The organism is Flavobacterium fructosi (assembly GCF_042787335.1).
Classification (GTDB): Bacteria; Bacteroidota; Bacteroidia; order Flavobacteriales; family Flavobacteriaceae; genus Flavobacterium; species Flavobacterium fructosi.
On sequence record NZ_JBHZQA010000011.1, the window covers coordinates 42,071 to 63,144 of the forward strand.

The 21,074-nt window shown below is 34.9% G+C and carries 21 protein-coding genes and 1 tRNA gene; 5 read left to right on the plus strand and 17 right to left on the minus strand.

Annotation, left to right across the window (positions count from 1 at the left end):
• Positions 1–328 precede the first annotated feature (328 nt).
• The 12 genes from moaA to rocD form a co-directional block, all read right to left on the minus strand.
• Positions 329–1,336: a GTP 3',8-cyclase MoaA gene (moaA, locus tag ACFX5D_RS14390; RefSeq protein ID WP_379858904.1), complete on the minus strand. Its 1,008-nt coding sequence runs from the start codon at positions 1,334–1,336 to the stop codon at positions 329–331.
• Complete coding sequence (moaCB, locus tag ACFX5D_RS14395; RefSeq protein WP_379858905.1) at positions 1,323–2,237, minus strand: bifunctional molybdenum cofactor biosynthesis protein MoaC/MoaB; 915 nt, start codon at positions 2,235–2,237, stop codon at positions 1,323–1,325. Before moaCB ends, moaA begins: the two co-directional genes overlap by 14 nt.
• Positions 2,238–2,675, minus strand: a complete 438-nt coding sequence (locus ACFX5D_RS14400) for a molybdenum cofactor biosynthesis protein MoaE (RefSeq protein ID WP_379858906.1) — start codon at positions 2,673–2,675, stop codon at positions 2,238–2,240.
• An 18-nt stretch (positions 2,676–2,693) separates the two neighbouring features.
• Complete coding sequence (moeB, locus tag ACFX5D_RS14405; protein WP_379858907.1) at positions 2,694–3,773, minus strand: molybdopterin-synthase adenylyltransferase MoeB; 1,080 nt, start codon at positions 3,771–3,773, stop codon at positions 2,694–2,696.
• A gap of 100 nt (positions 3,774–3,873) precedes the next feature.
• On the minus strand, positions 3,874–4,110 hold the full coding sequence (locus tag ACFX5D_RS14410; RefSeq protein WP_379858908.1) for a MoaD/ThiS family protein: 237 nt from the start codon (positions 4,108–4,110) through the stop codon (positions 3,874–3,876).
• On the minus strand, positions 4,107–4,904 hold the full coding sequence (gene cobA, locus ACFX5D_RS14415; protein WP_379858909.1) for a uroporphyrinogen-III C-methyltransferase: 798 nt from the start codon (positions 4,902–4,904) through the stop codon (positions 4,107–4,109). Before cobA ends, ACFX5D_RS14410 begins: the two co-directional genes overlap by 4 nt.
• A 5-nt stretch (positions 4,905–4,909) precedes the next feature.
• Positions 4,910–5,473 carry a molybdenum cofactor guanylyltransferase gene (locus ACFX5D_RS14420; RefSeq protein ID WP_379858910.1) on the minus strand — a complete coding sequence of 188 codons (564 nt, stop codon included), beginning with the start codon at positions 5,471–5,473 and terminating at the stop codon, positions 4,910–4,912.
• A gap of 18 nt (positions 5,474–5,491) precedes the next feature.
• The gene (locus ACFX5D_RS14425) at positions 5,492–6,235 is read right to left on the minus strand and encodes a sulfite exporter TauE/SafE family protein (protein WP_379858911.1); all 744 of its coding nucleotides are present in this window, start codon (positions 6,233–6,235) and stop codon (positions 5,492–5,494) included.
• A 10-nt stretch (positions 6,236–6,245) separates the two neighbouring features.
• Positions 6,246–7,418, minus strand: a complete 1,173-nt coding sequence (locus tag ACFX5D_RS14430) for a molybdopterin molybdotransferase MoeA (protein ID WP_379858912.1) — start codon at positions 7,416–7,418, stop codon at positions 6,246–6,248.
• A 292-nt stretch (positions 7,419–7,710) separates the two neighbouring features.
• Positions 7,711–8,220: a GNAT family N-acetyltransferase gene (locus ACFX5D_RS14435; protein WP_379858913.1), complete on the minus strand. Its 510-nt coding sequence runs from the start codon at positions 8,218–8,220 to the stop codon at positions 7,711–7,713.
• 25 nt (positions 8,221–8,245) lie between these two features.
• On the minus strand, positions 8,246–9,208 hold the full coding sequence (rocF, locus tag ACFX5D_RS14440; RefSeq protein ID WP_379858914.1) for an arginase: 963 nt from the start codon (positions 9,206–9,208) through the stop codon (positions 8,246–8,248).
• Between the two features lie 11 nt (positions 9,209–9,219).
• Positions 9,220–10,503 (minus strand): ornithine--oxo-acid transaminase, encoded by a 1,284-nt coding sequence (gene rocD / locus ACFX5D_RS14445; RefSeq protein ID WP_379858915.1) that lies wholly within the window; start codon positions 10,501–10,503, stop codon positions 9,220–9,222.
• Between the two features lie 229 nt (positions 10,504–10,732).
• Here rocD and ACFX5D_RS14450 point away from each other — a divergent pair, with 229 nt between their 5' ends.
• The 5 genes from ACFX5D_RS14450 (at position 10,733) to ACFX5D_RS14470 (ending at position 16,574) form a co-directional block, all read left to right on the plus strand.
• Complete coding sequence (locus ACFX5D_RS14450; protein WP_379858916.1) at positions 10,733–11,188, plus strand: Lrp/AsnC family transcriptional regulator; 456 nt, start codon at positions 10,733–10,735, stop codon at positions 11,186–11,188.
• A gap of 28 nt (positions 11,189–11,216) precedes the next feature.
• Positions 11,217–12,083: a cyanophycinase gene (locus ACFX5D_RS14455; RefSeq protein WP_379858917.1), complete on the plus strand. Its 867-nt coding sequence runs from the start codon at positions 11,217–11,219 to the stop codon at positions 12,081–12,083.
• Positions 12,084–12,088: 5 nt separating this feature from the next.
• Positions 12,089–14,290 (plus strand): penicillin acylase family protein, encoded by a 2,202-nt coding sequence (locus ACFX5D_RS14460; protein WP_379858918.1) that lies wholly within the window; start codon positions 12,089–12,091, stop codon positions 14,288–14,290.
• A gap of 111 nt (positions 14,291–14,401) precedes the next feature.
• Complete coding sequence (locus ACFX5D_RS14465; protein ID WP_379858919.1) at positions 14,402–15,172, plus strand: dienelactone hydrolase family protein; 771 nt, start codon at positions 14,402–14,404, stop codon at positions 15,170–15,172.
• A gap of 388 nt (positions 15,173–15,560) precedes the next feature.
• Entirely contained in the window at positions 15,561–16,574 is a 1,014-nt protein-coding gene (locus ACFX5D_RS14470) for a M28 family peptidase (RefSeq protein ID WP_379858920.1), read from the plus strand.
• Positions 16,575–16,832: 258 nt separating this feature from the next.
• On the opposite strand, the gene ACFX5D_RS14475 is transcribed toward ACFX5D_RS14470, so the two are convergent.
• From ACFX5D_RS14475 to ACFX5D_RS14495, 5 genes are all read right to left on the minus strand, one after another.
• The gene (locus ACFX5D_RS14475) at positions 16,833–18,029 is read right to left on the minus strand and encodes a PAS domain-containing sensor histidine kinase (protein WP_379858921.1); all 1,197 of its coding nucleotides are present in this window, start codon (positions 18,027–18,029) and stop codon (positions 16,833–16,835) included.
• A gap of 419 nt (positions 18,030–18,448) precedes the next feature.
• A tRNA-His gene (locus tag ACFX5D_RS14480) sits at positions 18,449–18,524 on the minus strand.
• Positions 18,525–18,598: 74 nt separating this feature from the next.
• Positions 18,599–19,315, minus strand: coding sequence for a bacillithiol biosynthesis deacetylase BshB1 (gene bshB1 / locus ACFX5D_RS14485; protein ID WP_379858922.1), 717 nt, complete (start codon positions 19,313–19,315; stop codon positions 18,599–18,601).
• A 99-nt stretch (positions 19,316–19,414) separates the two neighbouring features.
• On the minus strand, positions 19,415–20,506 hold the full coding sequence (locus ACFX5D_RS14490; protein WP_379858923.1) for a chorismate-binding protein: 1,092 nt from the start codon (positions 20,504–20,506) through the stop codon (positions 19,415–19,417).
• A gap of 46 nt (positions 20,507–20,552) precedes the next feature.
• Positions 20,553–20,981, minus strand: coding sequence for a PaaI family thioesterase (locus ACFX5D_RS14495; RefSeq protein WP_379858924.1), 429 nt, complete (start codon positions 20,979–20,981; stop codon positions 20,553–20,555).
• Between the last annotated feature and the right edge of the window lie 93 nt (positions 20,982–21,074).

The following is a 21,074-nucleotide window of genomic DNA, read 5'->3' on the forward strand; positions in this document are numbered from 1 at the left end:
CAGATAGGTATAATGATCGTCAAACATCACTTATTTCAAATATACATTTAATTGCATAAAAATCTGATAAATCACTTTTGATAATTAACTTACTTTCAAAGATAATTCCTTCTAAATTGTAAACTTTACGGGAAACCACATTCACGTTCTTTTTTGCATAAAATCCCTAGCCCCGGTAGCAGTGAAAACCAAATGCAGGTGGAAACCACTTTTTCTGGTGGTGGCAGAGCGACCGCAGGAAGCTCCTGCCGGTACCTAGAAAAAGGGTTTGAGACCAAATGGGTTGCAACGAATAACGGGAGTAGCTCCTAAAAAAAATTGTAGAAAATTAACCGCCAATAGCAATCATGCTGCGGTTATCTTGATTCAAAGCGGGATTGTTTACATCCTCGATAGTAGTCATTCCTGCTCTTACTTTCTTTTTGTTTTTAATGGCAAAAGCAATCAAGTCTTCTATCGCTTCACCATTTCTGAAAGGTGTCAATACATCTGTTTCGGAGTTGGAGAACAGACAGTTTTTTATTTTCCCGTTTGCCGTAAGGCGAATTCTGTTGCAGCCGTCACAAAAAGGATTGGTTATCGAACTGATTATCCCAAAACTTCCCAAGTAGTTTTTTATTTTGAATTCTCTGGCGGTGAAGTTTTTATCGTCTTCTAATTTCTCTACATGGGATTCCGGAAAATGATGTTGCACCTGATCCAAAATCTCCTTTTGAGAAACCATTTTGCTCTTGTCCCACTCATTTCCTGCAAAAGGCATGAATTCTATAAACCGAATCGAAATGGGTAAAAACTCAGTGAGTTTAATAAAATCAATAATTTCATCGTCATTGAATCCTTTGATCAAAACCACATTGACTTTGATTTTGAAATCATTGTTCAACAATAAATGCAAATTATCAATTACACTCTGAAACTGGTCTCTAAGCGTAATCGAATGGAATTTTGAAGCCACCAAAGTATCTAAACTCAAGTTGATTTTTTTGACGTTAAATTGCTTTAAAACGTCTAGATGTTTGTTAATCAGAATTCCGTTTGTAGTAATGGAAATATCTGTTTGAAGCGAAGCCAATTTGGCTATTATTTCAGGAAAATCTTTTCTTAATAGCGGTTCACCTCCGGTCAATCTTATTTTGTCAACACCATTAGTGACGAATGTTTGGGCGATGGCGTGAATTTCGTCACCCGTCATCAGGTTTGCTTTTGGGCTTAATACAATTCCATCGGCTGGCATGCAATAGGTACAACGCAAATTGCATTTCTCAATTAAGGAAATACGCAAATAGTTGTGTTTACGTCCAAAATCATCCGTTAAAACAGCGTTATTTGGCGTCATGATTATTGCCTTTTAATATATGAAAAACATGCAGCACGTGAGGAAATATGGCATCCATGGATTCCTTTGCGCCATTGGTTGAACCCGGCAAAGCCAATACCAACGAATTTCCTAAAGTTCCTGCAACGGTTCTGGAAAGCATCGAATACGGCATGCGTTGTTGCCCATAACTGCGTATGGCTTCCTCAATTCCCGGGATTCTAGTTTCTAATAACGGCTCCAGTGCTTGCGGTGTAACATCTCTTGGCGAAAGCCCGGTTCCACCTGTAAAAATGATCAATTGATTTTCTTTGGAGAAAGCTTTAGCGCGCTCTTGAATCACATCCATTTCATCCGGTATAATTTCGTAATGTGTCGTTTCAACTCCGCAAACTTCCAGTTTCTCGACAATGATTTTCCCGGAACGATCTTCTTTATCTCCTGCAAAAATTGAATCGGAACAAACGAAAACCGCCGCTTTAATCGCTGATGGAAATCTATTTTTGAAAGACGATTTTCCGCCTTCTTTATTGATTAATTTAATGGTCGAAATCTCGATATTTTTGTCAATAGGTTTCAGCATATCATACATTGTCAACGCCACAATCGAAGCGCCGTGCATCGCCTCGACCTCAACTCCAGTTTTATAAACCGTCTTTACCTTGAAAATAATATCAATACTTAATGCGTTGATTTCATATTCCACCGATGTAAATTCAATAGGAATAGGATGGCAATCAGGAATGGATAAATGCGTGTTTTTGACCGCAAATAAACCCGCAGTTTTTGCCATTTCCAGTACGTTCCCTTTTGGAACCAGATTATTTACAACGGCATCAATTGTGGCTTGAAGACTCACAATTACTGTTGCCTTTGCGGTTGCGGTTCGGAGCGTACTTATTTTATGTGTGATATCAACCATTTATAACGTGTTTTTCTTCCAGACAAAAGTACTGTTTTCGAATATTTCTTTACCAAAAATTGGCACATCTCTTTTAATCCAATTCACAATCGTTTCCGTGGCTTCATATACTTGCTTTCTTCTGGTTGCCGAAACAAAGACAAACAAACAGATTTCTCCTGCTTTAACCAGACCCAAACTGTGATAAATGTGCATGCAAATTAAATCGAATTGCGCGAAAGCTTTCTCTCTAATTACCGCCATGGCTTCGTCTGCCATTTCTTCGTAAGCGCTGTAATCAATTGCAGCTACGGTTTGACCATCAATTGCATCGGCTCTAACTTGACCCAAAAAAATATTGTGTGCTCCAATAGTGGTTTTCGATTGGTGTTTCGCAATCGAATTCCCTATAAATTCCGATGAAATTGGTCCCTGAATGAAAACAGTTTTGGTACTCATGCTTTTTATTTTTATATTTTAGGAAACAGAAACCGTTCCTTTATGCAGTATTTTATCCAATGCAATAGCGCCACCAGCAATACTTCTGGCATTCATGAAATTATTATTTCTAAGAATTTCAATTGCTTTTTTACTTCTAATTCCGGATTGACAAAAAACAAACATTGATGCAGTAACATTCAAAAGATGCAATTCAGATTCTAAACGGTCTAACGGAATTTGAATTCCATTTTTGATTGTTATTTTTGGATATTCCTCTGCATTTCGAACATCCAGAAAAACAACTTCTGGATGATGCATTTGTTCCAATGCAAAAGCAGCATCGATTTCAATAGTTGAAGCTTCAACGAATGCATGTTTATTTTCGAAAGCTACTCTATCGATCGTATTGGTGTCTGTTTTTGAAAAATCAAACTTCTGTTGCTCGTTATTCAACATATTATAAACTAATAATTTACCAGACAACAACTCTCCTATTCCCAAAACCATTTTCAAAACTTCATTCGCTTGAAACATTCCAATGATTCCAACCGATATTCCCATAACACCAGCATCATTACAGTTGCCAACTTGCGCTGATTCCTCAGGAAAAAGACAGCGGTATGTAGGGCCGTTTTCATAATTAAAAATAGAAACCTGTCCTTCAAATTTATAAATAGAACCGTAAACAAACGGTTTGTTGGTTACGCAACACGCATCATTAATCAAATATTTAGTATTCAGATTATCCGTGGCATCAACCATAATATCATACTGCTCGAATAATGGAATTACATTTTTAGAGTCTAATTTTTCAATAAATGCATTTATTTTTATAGAAGGATTAAGTTCCAAAGCCATAGCTTTTGCTTCGAGAACTTTACTTTTCCCCACGGAACTACTTTTGTAAATTACTTGGCGTTGCAAGTTAGTCACTTCGATTCTATCGTCGTCAATAATTCCAATTTCCCCTATTCCGGCTGCAGCTAAATACGGTAAAACAGCTGTACCCAATCCTCCGGCACCAATAATCAAGACTTTGGCTTGTTGCAGTTTTTGTTGCCCATTAATACCTACTTCAGGAAGTATAATTTGTCGGTTGTATCGTGCTGTTTCCATAAATTTAGGTTTTGTAGACAAAAATCAAAAAATTTATTACTGATGCGGAGTTTTTTTTTAAAATCTTAAATCAAAAATCGTTAATCAGCAATCAAAAATCCTACCCTCCAGCAAATGGTGGTAATAAAGCAACAACATCATTGCTTTTCAGCATATAATTTGCTGTATCCTGTACTATTTTTTGATTAATTGCAACACTAAAAGAAAGTGAACTCAATTGGTATTTTTGTTCTAATGCTGCTACTAATTGGTGTAAAGGTAAACCCGAAAAAGAAAATTGTTCTCCTGGAGTTTTTGTTTTTTCGGCTATGGCGCCAAAATATTTGACTGCAATCATGGGGTTAAATTTAAGTTTTGAAAAATAAACTCATCCTCGGATAATTCCTCTTGAAAATAAGTCGTTAATTTTGAAGCATTTCGCACCACTTCACCAATAACAATAATTGCAGGAGAGGAAAGTTGGTGCTCTTCGACCAACTTCGCAATAGAACTTATGGTTCCAACCACTTTTTTCTCCGTGTCTTTGGTACCATTTTGAATGATGGCAACAGGCAAATCATCGGTTCTGTTGTTTTGATAAATCGAAATAATTTCGTCCAATTTATTCATTCCCATCAAAATGACCACCGTTGCCGAGGATTGAGAAGCCAAAGCCACATCTTTAGACAATTTATGATCCGAAGTAGTTCCGGTAATTACCCAGAAACTTTCGGCAACTCTTCTTTGTGTTAAACTGATTCCATTAGACGCCGGCACCCCTAAAGCAGATGAAATTCCAGGAACAATAGCAGTTTCTAAATCAAATTTTTCAGCATATTCAATTTCTTCACTTCCTCTTCCAAAAACAAATGGATCGCCGCCTTTCAATCGAACGACATGACCAAAACGTTTTGCCATCGACACAATCAATTCATTAATTTGATCTTGACTGTACGCGTGACAACCAAAACGCTTTCCAACAAAAATGATTTCTGCCTTCGTAGCATATTGCAATAATTCTTCATTTACAAGCGCATCATACAAAACAACATCAGCACTTTCGAGTGCTTTGATTGCTTTTAAAGTGATCAACTCTACATCTCCGGGACCTGCCCCTACGATTGTCAATTTTGGTGTATTTGAATTTTTCATTTTAACTAGGATAAATTGGTATTCAATTCGTTTAACTCGGCAACAGAATTTATATTTTTAAACAGATGTCTTTTGGCATTCGGAATCGGAATCAATTGATGTTTTACATTTGAAATTAAGCGCATCATTTTCAAATCATTAGCATCAATTGCCTTTTTTAAAACAGGTAGTATAGTTGTAGCATAAATCCCTATCAAAGGATGAATCCAATCAGTATCTTTAAAAACAGAAACCTCAAAATTTGTACCATGATTTTCAATCAATTCCAACAGTATTTCGGAAGAAATTAATGGAATCTCGCAACTCAATATCAAATTCATCTCCGTTTCTGAATGAACCAGAGCTGTATATATTCCGCCCAAAGGTCCTTTATGAACTACTATATCTTTTACTTTATTGTATGGTAAATAATCGTAATCGTTGGTATTCGTAATCAATTGAATGTTACTTGATATTGGCAAAACCGCTTCAATAATATGCGCAATAAAAGGTTTGTTTTGGTACAACACCAATCCTTTTTCCAATTGCATTGGGCTGCTTTTTCCTCCACAAAGAATTGATACTTGCATACTTTATAATTTATTGATTTAAACAATCAACTTCACGCTCGCTAATAGGATTACTGTTGCTAACACACATTTCAACACTTTATTGGAAAAATATCCGCTCCCGTAATAGGCGCCTAACATCCCTCCGAAAACAGCTATTGGAACTAAATAAAAACTTTCTGTTGGAAACGTTTTGTCTCCCATAAAATAGCCCGAAAGTCCTGCAATAGAATTCACCAGAATAAATAAACTTGAAATGGCTGCTGTTTCTTTTAACGTTGCCCAACCCAATAATAAAATGATTGGACTCAGGATAACACCGCCACCAATCCCTAACATTCCGGATAATAAACCTATTCCAAAACCTATCCCCATAGCTAGAGGAATATTCATTTTAGCACTATCTGTTTCTTTAGAATTAAAAAAACCCAATAATCTTAGCGCTGCTAGAATCAATACGATTCCTAACACTATTTTATAACAACTATTTTCTAACGGAATCATTCCGCCTATAAAAGCCGCCGGTACCGAAGTTATCGCGAAAGGATAAAACAGTTTGGGTTTGAAGAAATCTTTTTGATAATAAAAGAAAAAAGAAATTCCTGAAACAAACAAATTAAGCAACAAGGCTGATGGTTTCATCACCGAAACTGGGAATGCAAAAATCGCCATCAATGCCAAATATCCCGAAGCGCCACCATGACCCACGCTGGAATACAAAAACGCAACCACCGCTAGTAATACGCCGAATAAAATCAAAAAATCATTATTTACTATTGACATCTTACATCTATTAATTAAGTGGTATAACCAGTACTTCCTGATCTTTTTCAACATTTACCACATCATAAGGCAAATAAATTAAAGCATTTGCTACCGCAAAAGTGTTCAACATGGCTGAACTTTGACTCTCCAATATGGTAACTTTTTCATCATCATACAACCCTTTCAAAAACAAGGATTTTCCTGTTGTATTCTCTATTGTTGAACTTATTTTCCGTTTGATTTTTGGCAAATGAATTGCTTCAAAACCCATATTTATTTTTAGCGCCGGATACACATAAATATAAAAACTGGTCAATGTCGAAGCTGGGTTTCCAGGCAAGGCAAAAACTAATGTTTTGTCTTTTTTTCCAAAAAACAACGGTTTTCCTGGTTTCTGATTAATTGTATAAAACAACTCTTCTACTCCATTAGATAAAAGTGCTTCTTTTACAAAATCATAATCTCCAACCGAAATTCCGCCCGAGACAAGCACGACATCAAAACCCGAAAGACAACATTGCAAAATTCTTTTTATCGCTTTCAAATTATCCTTTACCTGGAATTTTTCTGTTTTTTTAATCCCAATTCCCTGCAAAGCAGCTTCCAGCATAATAGAGTTACTCTCGTAAATCTTCCCTTCAGATAATTTTTTACCCACTTTTACCAATTCGTTCCCAGTAACCACAATTGCTACTTTAGGTTTGGCATAAACTGTTATTTCCTTAATTCCCAAACACGCTAAAAATCCGATTGCCGCAGGAGTAATCACGGCATTATTTTCAAGTACCAGTTCGTTTTCTTTTATTTGCTCGCCTTTGTTTCTGACATTCGCAAAAAGAACAGGCATTTTGGTAATTTCAAGTGTTTTATTTTCAATCGTAGTATGTTCCTGCATGACAACGGTATCCAAATTATCTGGAACATATGCTCCAGTGAATATTCGTATTGCCTGATCTTTCTTTATTTTCTTATTCGAAAAATCACCCGCTTGTGAAGTGCTTACTACATCAAAATGTTGTAATTCACTGTGCGAAAAAGCATAACCATCCATCGCTGATTGACGGAAAGGCGGCATATCCATGGGAGAATAAATTGCTTCCGCCAAAATATAACCAAGTGATTTGGTCACTTTAATTTTTCTGACAGTCATTTTGCAACTATTTTCTGCAATAATCGATAAGGCTTGGTCCACTTGTATCATACGATTTTGATTAAAACTAAGTAAAAATACTTATTGCAAATATACGTAAATATGTGAAGTTGAACCCACAATTAACTATAATTCCATCTATAATAAATATAGAACGATTTAAACCGTTTTATTTATTAAAAAATGAACAAAGCAATACCAAATCAATAAAATCCGTAAAAAATAAATCCCAAAATCAAGATAGATTTTGGGATTTAAATACTAATTCAAATTTTTAAGAGTATTCAATAAGAAAAAAAGTCTCTACGTAACAAATAGACCAATGCTCAAAAAATCAAATTACCTATTGTACTGCTATTTCAAATAAACTGGAAGAACCGCCTTTGTAATGTTCAGGAAGACTATCAGTAACTTGATATTCTGTTATTCCTAAATAAGTAAAGCCACAACTTATATAGTAGTTATTGAGTTTATCATTACCGCTCCCTGTATCCATTCGGATAAATCGCTTTTCATTTTCCAATGCAAATTCTTTTGCCCACGCTACAATTCGTTTCGTAAAGCCATTCCCTCTAAAGAAAGGATTAGTGGCAATTCTATGGATATATATTGAAGGTTCTTTATCTTTTTCCTCCCAAATAAAAGGATCGCTGTATGTAATTGCAAAAACACATGCAATTTCTCCATCAACAATTATTTTCCATTGCCTGCTTTCACCGATTTCAGCTTCAATTAATGATCGTTCAAATCCTTTCCAATGTTTTTTCGCAACACTTTTTTGGTACGCTGTTCCTTCATCGTATAATTTAAAAATGACATCAATATCACCTATAACACTATTTTCTACTGTCATTTTTATTTTATTTATGCATTAAAATTTATTCAATAGGTAAAATAAGTGTTGACGTTACAGCCTCTAAAACTTCAAAAGCAGTTTCTGCCATCTTGTTTCCTTTGGTGTCCAATAGGGGATTTACCTCCACAAACTCGACACAAACTACTTTTTTACTTTCGATAATTTGGTTAATAATTGCAATGACTTCATATTGATCAAATCCCTTTGGCACCGGAGTTCCCGTTCCATACGAAATCATATCGCAATCCATGGAATCCACATCAAAAGAAATATAAATGATATCACAATTCGTTAGCTCTGCCAAAGCCTCAATCACACAAGTTTGGATCCCTCTATAACGTACTTCGTGAACTTTATAATTCCTTATATGCAACTTTTCAATCTGCTTATCTTCGGCTTCTTCGGTATCGCGAACACCAAAATAAATAATATCTTCGGCCACTACTTTAGCACCTTCACTACCTATATTTTTCATTTTCTCCCAATGCTGTTGCGTTTCAAGAGGCACTTCATTATTCTGACAACTTAAATTATCATCTGCAAGAGCCGCCGATAATGGCATGCCATGAATATTACCCGAAGGCGATGTATAAGGCGAATGCAAATCAGCATGGGCATCTATCCAAATCACTCCTAATGTCTGTTCGGGATATGCTGTCTTTATACCACTTATTGTTCCTAATGCTGAGGAATGATCACCAGATAATACTATTGGAAAAAAATTATCCGTTAAATTTTTTTTCACCGCATTACAAACCCGAGTACATTGCTCTACAACATGCTCAATTCTTTTGGCAGAAGTACTTCGATTTTTATCGTATATGGATTCGTTATGTGTTTTCACATCTTCAAATTCAAATTGATTAAAATAATCGCTATTTTTATTAATAGCCGCAATTTCGATTGCATCGATACCCATATCCGAACCTCTGGTTCCGGCACCAATATCAGATCTGTTTTTTATTAATTTAATTGCTTTTTCCATTGTAATAACCATTATTTGAAATCATTTAATGCTTTCTCAATAATCGCCAGACATTCGTGAATTTGAGCCTCGGTAATAACCAATGGCGGAGCAAATCGTATTTTGTTTCCGTGTGTTGGTTTTGCCAATAAACCATAATCTCTAAATTTCATACAAATATCCCAAGCTAAATCGGATTCCTCATCGCTGTTAATAACGATAGCATTTAATAATCCTTTACCGCGAACCAACGTGATTAAAGGATTTCTTGCAGCAATTTCGTTAAGTCCCGTTCTTAAAACTTCTCCTAAGTAAGCAGCATTTTCAGCCAGATTTTCATCTCGAACCACTTCAAGAGCTGCAATGGCTACAGCAGCTGCAACAGGATTTCCACCAAAAGTAGAACCGTGCTGTCCTGGTTTGATTACATTCATAATTGGGTCATTCGCCAATACAGCCGAAACCGGATAAACACCACCTGAAATGGCCTTACCTAAAATAAGAATATCTGGTTTAACTTCCGGTTTGTTTTCACATCCTTTTTTACAAGAACAATTTCCACAAGTAGCCAATAATCTTCCCGTACGCGCAATCCCTGTTTGAACCTCATCAGCAATGAGCAAAACATTGTGTTCCTCACAAAGTGCTTTGGCTTTTGCCAAATAACCTTCTGCGGGAACATAAACGCCAGCTTCTCCCTGAATTGGTTCTACCAAGAAACCTGCAATATTTTTAGTTGATTTTAAAACATTCTCTAATGCCTCAGTATCATCATATGGTATTTTTATAAATCCTTCTGTAAAAGGACCAAAGCTTTTACGTGCATTCTCATCATTTGAAAACGAAATAATAGTAGTAGTTCTTCCATGAAAATTATTCTCACAAACAATTATTTGTGCTTGATTTTCAGGAATTCCTTTTACTTCATACGCCCATTTTCTACATATTTTCAAAGCAGTCTCAACTGCTTCAGCTCCAGTATTCATTGGCAAAACCTTATCAAAATTAAAATATTTGGTCATGAATTCTTCATAAGGGCCCAATTGATCGTTATAAAAAGCACGTGAAGTCAAGGTCAACGTTTGCGCTTGTTTCATCATAGCACCAACAATTTTCGGATGACAATGTCCTTGATTTACTGCCGAATAAGCTGATAGAAAATCAAAATATTTTTTTCCGTCGATATCCCAAACATACACTCCTTCACCTCTTTCCAGAACTACCGGCAGAGGATGATAATTGTGAGCACCGTATTTATTTTCTTTTTCTATCAACTCGTTAGACTTTGAAGAAAGTGTTTGATCTATATGTTCCATAACTTACTATTTTTTAAAACTTTGAAACAAAAATAACTAATATTTTTTATTTAACAACAATATATGAGTATTTTGACTTGATTTTGATGTAAAATAATTAATATTACTTTTAATGTTACGTAAATAAGTCATTTTTTGCAAAATAGTATGTGGTTTTAGCTTTAGATGAAAAATAATAATTACTTTTATACTAATTAAGAATACCTTTTTAATTTAATAAAAAAAACTCATGGATGCATTATTGGATGAATTCGATATCAATATCATTAAAGAACTTGAAAAAGATGGCAGAATGGCGTATTCAGCTATTGCCACAGCTTTAAAAATATCCAACACGATGGTTCACCAGCGCATTAACAGATTAATTGAACAAGGAATAATTATTGGGATAAAACCAATTATTAATGAGAAAAAAATTGGTTTCGACTGGGCATCTTTCACAGGTATTACTTTAAACAAAGACCAGGATTCGAATCGAATTATTGCCGAATTAAAAAATATTCCCGAAATCACAGAATGTTATTATGTTACTGGTTCTTTTACTCTTTATATAAAAATAGTAGCCCAAGACCATGAGCACATGAGAAAGATTCTTTATGAAAAAATTGACAATATCCCTGGTATTTCAAAAACAGATTCGATCATAGAGTTGGGTTGCGCCTTCAAAAGGAATGTTTCATTGTAAAATGTAAAACTATCAAAAGACAAATTAAATGCAGATAAAAAAACAAATTCTAAAGCAGTTTTGGGTTAAAACCCTATTTTTTATTATTATTTTGTCCGTTAGCTTTACGATGAAAGCACAAAAAACAAACGGTAAACTATTTATTATTGGTGGCGGAATCAAATCTGATAAGTTGATGAATCAGTTAATCACGATATCTAATTTAAAGAAAAAAGATTACATCGTGGTTTTACCCATGTCGAGTGCACAACCTGACAGCGCTTACATTTACTTTAAAGAACAAATAAAGAAACTGACTCCGAATCCAATCGTGATGCTCAATTTTGATCATGAAACGGTTAATGATAAAGTATGGAATGATTCCTTACAGCATGCAAAACTAATTTTCATCAGCGGTGGCGATCAGTCTAAATTTATGAATGTTGTGCGAAACACTACAATTCGTGTTGCTATTCGCAACGCTTATGAAAACGGCAGTACTATAGCAGGAACAAGCGCGGGAGCAGCTGTGATGTGTGAACATATGATTACAGGAAATCAAAAATTAGAGACTAAATATACCGAGACTTTCAATAATATTCGATACGATAATCTGGAAACCGCTGAAGGATTAGGTCTTGTTAAAAATGTAATTATAGATCAGCATTTTCTAAAAAGAAGCCGCTATAATCGATTACTATCGGCTTTAATTGAATTCCCAAATCACACAGGAATTGGTATTGATGAAAGCACAGCTATTATTATTAGTAATAAAGAAATCGAAATTATTGGCGAAAGCGAAGTTATTGTGTTTAAAAAACCAAAGGGAATCACCAAGTCTAAAAACAATAATCTCGTAAGTATAAAAAGTTTGAAAATGGCCATTTACAAAGAAGGTCAAAAATTTAAAATTTAATAAAAATGAAGTATTTCAAAAACAATTTACCGTTGGCTATTTTAGTTTTTTGTTTTAGTTTTCCAATGTTTTCGCAAAAAATTTCTACTAAGGAAATTAAAAGACTCCAAGAATTAGCTCAACAAGTAACAATTATCAGAGACAATTGGGGAATTGCTCATATATATGGGAAAACTGATGCTGATGCTGTCTTTGGAATGCTTTACGCACAATGTGAAGACGATTTCAAACGAGTAGAAATGAATTATATCGAAAAACTGGGGAGACTTTCCGAAATTAAAGGGCAATCGGTTTTATACAATGATTTAGAAATTAAACTTTTGATTGACACGGAGGAAGCGAAAGCGGATTATAAAAAAGCTACGCCTTGGCTAAAAAAATTATTGAATAGTTATGCTGACGGAATAAATTTTTACTTAAACAATCACCCCGAAGTGAAACCTGCATTATTGACCCATTTTGAACCTTGGTATCCTTTACTGTGGACAGATGGCAGCATCGGAGCCATAAGTACTGCCGATCTTTCGACAGGAGAATTGAAAGCTTTTTATTCTGGAAACACGGATAAAGTAGCCTACATAGAAAGAGAAAAAGACGTGCAAACAGGTTCTAACGGATTTGCAATTTCCCCTTCAAAAACTGCTTCCGGAAATGCCATTTTGTATATCAACCCGCACACCACCTTTTATTTCCGACCTGAAATACAGATAAGCAGCGAGGGAGGATTAAATGCTTACGGCGCAGTAACTTGGGGACAATTTTTTATATATCAAGGTTTTAATGAAAATTGTGGCTGGATGCATACGTCTTCCAATGTGGATGTAGCCGATATCTATGCCGAGAAAATCGTAACTAAACACGGCAAATTATTTTACGAATACGATAAAAAATTAATTCCAATTATCGAAAAAAGAATAACCATCAAGTACCTTGAAAATGGGAAACTGATTCCCAAAACCTTTAAAACATACTTTACCAATAACGGTCCAATAATGGCAAAAAGAGATGGAAAATGGATTAGCTTAAAATCAAACAATCGTTCCATGAACAGTTTGGTGCAAAGTTGGGTAAGAACGAAATCGAAAGGATTTGACGACTACAAAAAAGCAATGGACTTAAAAGCCAATACTTCAAACAATACTGTTTACGCAGATAATAAAGGAAATATTGCTTACTGGCACGGAAATTTCATTCCAATTAGAGACAAAAACTTAAATTGGTCAAAAGTGATGGACGGCGCAACATCCGCCACACAATGGAAAGGATTGCATCCCGTTTTAGAAACAGTTCATTTATACAATCCCACAAACGGCTGGCTGCAAAATTGCAATTCCACACCCTATTCTGTGGCTGGAATTAACAGTCCGAAAAAAGAAAATTATAGACCTTATATGGCGCCCGATGGTGAAAGTTTTAGGGGATTAAATGCCGTTCGCTTATTAAGTCAAGGCAACAATTATACGCTGGACAAAGTAATTGCCGACGGTTACGATACAAAACTAACTGCTTTTGAATTTCTAATTCCAGCCTTAGTTGCCAGCTTCGAAAAAAATATAAGCAAAGAAAATCCGCTTTACAAGGAATTAGCAGAACCAATAACGCTTTTAAAGAATTGGGATTATTACACCAACGAAAATTCAACAGCTACAACTTTAGCTATTGAATGGGCCTATAAATTAGATCCTATTATTCAAAAGGTATATGTTGAAGAAGGTGAATTGGATCAAGTCCAAAATACTCAGAATTTTGCAAAAAATGCTTCTCCCGATCAATTGATTCCTCAACTGCAAATAGTGGTGAATGAGTTAAAAACAAAATTTGGCACTTGGCAAATTCCTTGGGGAGAAATTAATCGTTTCCAGCGATTATCGGGTGATATCAATCTCGTTTATAATGATACATTAGAAAGTACACCAATAGGTTATGGACCAGCACTCTGGGGGAGTTTACCTGCTTACAAGAGCAATTATCAAAAAGGCAGCAAAAAGCGCTACGGATTTAACGGCAACAGTTTTGTATGTGCAGTAGAATTTGGTCCAAAAATAAAAGCAAAGTCTTTATTAGCAGGTGGAAACAGTAGCGATCCAAAATCGAAACATTTCTATGACCAAGCTGAAATGTACCGAAAAGGACAATTCAAAGACGTCTTATTTTATAAAGACGATGTTCAAAAAAATGCTAAAAAAACCTATCATCCCGGCGAATAATCGCTCTACTTTTTATTACAAGAATTAAAAATACAGTCATAAGATAAAAAAATAAAAATCTTAATTTTAACACCCATTAATTGAGACATTTGTAAAAATAAAACAACCGATATGAAAAATATTTTCTTTGTCCTTTTAGGATTCGTATTGTTTTCCAATGGTGTATTTGCACAATTGAAAACAGTAAAATACACAGATGGAAATCAAAAATTAAATGGATTGTCAATTGCTCCAAAAAAAGGAAGCAAAAGTAAACCTGGAATCTTAATTCTTCCCGCTTGGAAAGGAATAGATACGCATGCAAAACAATCAGCCGAGCAATTATCAAAAATGGGATATTATGCATTTGTAGCGGATATATATGGCGAGGGAAACTACCCAACAAACACACAGGAAGCAGGAAAGCAAGCCGGCTTCTACAAAAACAATGTGGCTGATTATCAAAGGCGCATTCAACTTGCTCTTAATCAGCTAGTAAAATCAGGTGCAAATCGGGATAATATTGTTGTGATAGGCTACTGTTTTGGTGGAACTGGTGTTCTTGAAGCAGCAAGAGCAGGAATGAAAATTCGAGGAGCAGTTTCTTTTCACGGTGGTTTAGGACGTGATACTGCTAGAGTTAATAATCCAATCACTGCAAAAATATTGGTTTTACATGGTGCTGATGACACTTATGTACCAGCTGCGGAAGTAGCCGCTTTTCAACAAGAAATGAGAGATACAAAAGCAGATTGGGAAATGATCTATTACGCTAATTCAGTACATGCCTTTACAGATCCTGAAGCTGGAAACGATAATTCGAAAGGAGCGGCTTATAACGAAAAAGCAGCCAAACGTTCTTGGAAACGAATGAATTCTTTCTTGAAGGAAGTTTTTAAATAATTTTTAAATATATTTTTTAAAAACGGTATAAGTTCGGTTTTTTTGTTAGTTTTATATTAAAATTTAACAAAAATATAGAATTTACACTGTTTTTTTTTATGTCAAAAAGTATAATCAGAAAAGATAAAACCTGTCTAAATTGCAGATATGTTGTAGAAAATAGACTCCGTCCTAATTGCGGTCAGCAAAACACGGATACCAGAAAAGCATTCCATCACCTCAATATTCATTTTTTTTAAGGATTTAACCCATTATGAAAACGCTTTATAGAAACAAGATTTATTTCAGTCCTGAACAACAGTTTATTATTTTTTATTAACTTCATTCTAATCATTATTATATTTACACTTTTTGCCTTTTACACATTTATCAATTTACATTAAAAAACATGAGAAAAATAACCGCATTCAGTTTACTTATAATTTTAAACACAAGTTGCATTAGTCAAAAAATCAGTCTTAATTATGTTGATCCTACAAAGTACATGAACACAATTACAGCAGATGAATTAAAAACGCATTTGTATATTGTTGCTGCTGATTCTATGGAAGGGCGTGAAACGGGTTCTGAAGGGCAAAAAAAAGCAGGTGTTTACCTAATCAATCAATACAAGAAAAACAACGTTTCCTTTCCTAAAGGCGCCACTGATTATTACCAAAGAATCCCCGCTGCTTTCCTAAACGCAAAACGCAACGAAAATTTGCCTGACTCAGAGAATATCTGGGCCTACATTGAAGGATCCGAGAAACCTAATGAAGTTCTGGTTATTTCAGCACATTACGACCACGTTGGGATCAAAGATGGCGAAGTATATAATGGTGCTGACGACGACGGTTCCGGAACTGTCGCTTTACTGGAAATCGCACAAGCATTCCAAGAAGCAAAGAAAGATGGCCACGGCCCTAAACGCTCTATTCTCTTCCTTCATGTGACTGGAGAGGAGCACGGTTTGCACGGTTCTCGTTATTATTCAGAAAACCCTTTGTTCCCAGTAGCAAACACGATAACCGACATTAATATTGATATGATTGGTCGTCGTGACGAGGCACATGCAAACACGAATAATTATGTATATATTATTGGTGCTGACCGTTTATCAACTGATTTGAATACTATTTGTACTATTGCAAATGCGAAGTATACTAAATTAGATTTAGACTATAAATATAACGATCCAAAAGATCCAAATCATTTTTATGAGCGTTCTGATCATTATAATTTTGCCAAAAATGGCATTCCAGCCGTTTTCTTTTTCAATGGTGTCCATGCCGATTACCATCAAAAAACGGATGAACCAAATAAAATTGAATATGACGCATTGGCCAAAAGAGCGCAATTTGCTTTCGTAACCGCTTGGGAATTGGCAAACAGAGAAAATCGTCCAGTAGTGGATAAAAAATAAATTTAAAATTGGGGCACATCCACGCTTGCACTACCGTTACAGCGTTGTCGGGTTATGCGTTTCAATCTTTTATTACCCTGTCAGGGTGTTGAATTGAACCCTGACAGGGTAATAAAAGGATTTACACTGCTATCCCTTGTGCAAACCATAAAATAGAGCTTAGAAAAAATTCAAAGCTCTATTTTTATTTAGATTTAGAATACAAAAAAAGCCCATTTACTTGGACTTTTTCTCTAATCTATATTGTATAAAAATAATTTAAGCACTCTCATCAAACATAATTTCATCACCACTGTCTATTTTATGCAGCGGTTTTTCCATTGGCAGTGTAAAATAAAAAGAAGAACCTTCTCCTACTAAACTTTCTACCCATATTTCACCACCATTTTTTTCTAAAAAGCCTTTCACTAGTAATAATCCAATCCCCGCGCCTTTATTTTCTAATCTAGCTTTGGAGAGGATATTCATTTGTGGCGTAAAAAGTTTTTCTTGAATTTCTTTAGACATGCCAATACCTGAGTCTTTGATTCGGACTATTATTTTATCATCTTGGGTTTTAGCCGTAACCGTAATTTTACCTCCGGGTAATGAATGCTTTATTGCATTTGAAACTATATTTTGAATAATCGAAAGCAACATTTTTCCATCGGCAAAAACTTTAGTATTCTCCTCAATTTCGTGATGAAGATTTATTGCATTTAAAGAAGCCGTATCGTTTAAAGTGTCAAATACCTTCTTCACATATTGTACCAATTCAATTTTTCTTGGAGAAAATACTTCTGCTGCATATTTTATTCTTGCCCACTCGACTAAGTAGTCTAACATATTTAACTCGTCGATCGATGCTTTATGGATGAGCTCAAGCATTTCAATAACAATACTTGGGTCTAGTCGTTCAAAATTTGCTTTCAAATAGCCAGTTGTTGCAATTATACTTGACAGCGGACTTCTCAAATCATGCGAAAGAATAGCAAGAACACTTTCCTTGTGCGTATTTAGATCTTCTAATTCTTTGACATAATTTTTTATAGCATCTTCTGATTTCTTCCTTTCTGTTAAGTCGCGTAGGATTTTAACGTATCCTAACATTTCACCATCAATTCCAGTTAATGGGAAAACTAATCCATAAGCATAAAACACACTTTTATCTTTACAAAGGTGCCATCTGTTATCTGTTGCTCTTCCCTCCTTTAATGCTGTTATAATTTCTTTTTTTGGTATAGCATTTTGTTGGTCTTCGTCTGTAAAAATGATATCAAAATGTTTTCCTATAATTTCATCTGTTTTATAACCAAAGATTTTTGCCGCCCCAGAGCTCCAACTATTAATTACAAAATCATTGTCAATGGTAAAAATGGAGTAATCCTGCAAGCTATCAATGATTTGACTATAAAATTCCGAAGTTGGAATATAATTACTTTTGAGAATTTTAGAACTGATTTGCTCGTTTTTCATTTGTTAGTTTCAATGATATTTAAAAATTTTGAATACAAAATAGTATTTGAAAATCAGACATCAATGAGCGCAAAGATAGGCAAAAGGAAATATGAAAACTTAAAAACGAACTTTATTAAACAGACCATAAGAATCTAATTGTTATATTCAGTATTCCTCAAATCAATTTCAAAAATTTATTTTCCTGCTGATTTTAGAATTGCCTCTGAATACCTGTTTACACTAGTTTTCAGAGTTTACTTTTTCTACAAAATTATTGTCCTCCTTTGTCTCATGATCAAAATTCTAAGCGAATTCAAATTGTCATGCGATTTACAGCATTCCCATTACAATATTCAAGCCAATAAATAAACACAAGTATCTCGCGAAAGTTTATTCCACAAAAAAAGCCTCGAATTTCTTCGAAGCTTTTGCTTTCTGGGTGGGAGACGGGGCTCGAACCCGCGACCCTCGGTACCACAAACCGATGCTCTAACCAACTGAGCTACAACCACCATTTGCTTAGCGGTGGCAAATATACAACATAAGTTTACTTCTGCAAATAATTTTTTTAAAAAATTACATGAAAATTAAATCAAATCTCCTAAACTATTGACTGCCAAATATCTTTCAACAGTAAAACCTTCTGCATGATCTACTCCCACAAGCCTTCCTAAATCCTGTGAACGGTAATTAAGGCTTTCAAAGAAGTTTTTGCTGGTGATTGGTGATTCTGGTTCTTTAGAATTGGCATCGTAAAATTGTGAACCATACGCTGTAATAGATTCAATTTTCTTATCGGTAAAACCAGTAATGTCAACCACAAAATCTGGTACAAGGTTTTTCCATTGCATATAATGATAAACTAACTTAGGTCTCCAGGCATCCTGATTTACTCCGTCAACACTCGTTTCTACTTTTCTCAATCCTGATAAAAAACAGGCATTCGAAACTAATTTACTTCCTTTTGTATGATCTATATGGCGATCGTCAATTGCATTACACAATACAATTTCTGGTCGGTACTTACGAATCATTTTTATAACTTCCAACTGATGATTTTCGTCATTTACAAAAAATCCATCACGCATTTCTAAATTCTCGCGTACTAAAACGCCTAAAATTTTTGCAGCAGCATTTGCTTCCTGATCCCTAATTTCAGCCGAACCACGGGTTCCTAATTCTCCCCGGGTTAAATCGACTATTCCAACTGTTTTACCTAAGGAAATTTCTTTTAAAATGGTTCCGGCACAACCCAATTCTACATCATCCGGATGCGCGCCAAAAGCTAGTATATCTAATTTCATCAAAAATTTGTTTAAAGTTTTTTTTGTTTAATGTTTTAAAGCATTCGCAATCGACAACTGTTTATTTTACGGCACCAGAAACAGAAATCATTTTGTGAATTACTGCTCCAAATCTAAAATTTTCTTCATCGTCGCCGATTTATTGACGCTTTCCCTCCACTCTTTTTCAGGAATACTGTCAATTGTAATACCGCAGCCCATATACAAATGCGCTTGCGTCATGGCGAGTTCCGCCCCCATCTTAATTTGCATGCACCGCAAGTTAACGTATAAATCCGTTTTTAATTCCTCTTTGTTAAATCCTTCCTTGTTTAACTCCCCTAAAAACCCAGTATAATATTCTCTCTCATAGCCTTCATTTTCCAAAATAAAGGCTTTGGAAGCGTCTTTAGGTAAGCCACATACGGCAGGTGTTGGATGTAAAACAGAAACGATTTGCTTCAGACTAGAGTTTCCCTTTATTATACCCTCAATATCCGTTTTTAAATGAGCCAAAGTTCCCGCTTGAATGGTATAGGGGCTGGAAAGAGACACTTCTAAGGAAAGATCTTTTAGATTATTTATAATGAAATCAGTAACAAATTGCTGTTCCTCCATTTCTTTTTTCTCCCAGACTACTTCAGCCGTACCTTCAAGTTTTTGTGTTCCGGCAAGTGCCATCGTACTAAACTTCTTATTAGTGGCCTTAAGCAATCTTTCCGGCGTGGCGCCCATCCATAATCCTATTTTTGGATGAAACCAACAATAACAAAAAGCACTTGGATAACTTTGAATTAATTTTTCAAAAATGGAGACTAAATCAAAATCGGACAAACCAATAATTTCTTTCCTAGACAAAACCACTTTTCTTAGAATTCCATTTGCAATAGCATCAATTCCTTTTTTAACAAGTTTTTCAAAATGCGCTTTGGCTTGCATGTCTTCTGATTCTTTGAAATCAAAAAAAGTACTGTCTACTAAAGATGTAATTAGAGTTTCCCATTTTACAGATTCCTTTTTAGGGATAAGGATCATTTGACTACCTTCAAAAGGGGCAAAAACAAAACCGCTCTCTTCAAAATTTTCTGCAAAATATAAATGGTCGTTATTCTGAAAATAACCCACTAATTTGATATCATTGGGTTTTCTGTATAAGACAAAAGGTAAATTCTGAGCTTCTTGCTGCTTTACTTTTATAAATAAATCTATCATAGATTACATTTTAAAATGGATTTTAATGAAAAATGGTCTTTACATTTTATTTTTTCTCTTTGGTTAAAACCATATTAGTCAATTTACACAATGAAATCAGATTTCCGGATTCATCTGTCACTTTAATTTCCCAAAGATGCAGCGTTTTTCCTTTATGAATAATTCGGGCCGTTCCATAAACAACTCCTTCGCGAATGCTCCTTAAATGATTCGCCGAAATTTCAATTCCACGTACTTCTTGTTCTTTGTCATTAATAAAAAAATGAGAAGCCGCACTGCCCACACTTTCTGCTAAAGCGACCGAAGCGCCGCCATGTAATAATCCCATAGGCTGATGAACTGAAGAGTTTACAGGCATTTTAGCCACTAAAAAACCCTCACCAGCATCAATATATTCAATGTTTAGGGTTTGCATTAAGGTGTTTTTTGAAAATTCATTGCAGTATTCCAGCATTTTACTTTTATCCAACATCATCCGATTTATTTTTAAAATGTAAATTTAAATAAAAGATGAGTTAGAAAACAGCAAAACAATTGATAATATAAACTCAAATTAAAATTCATAGCC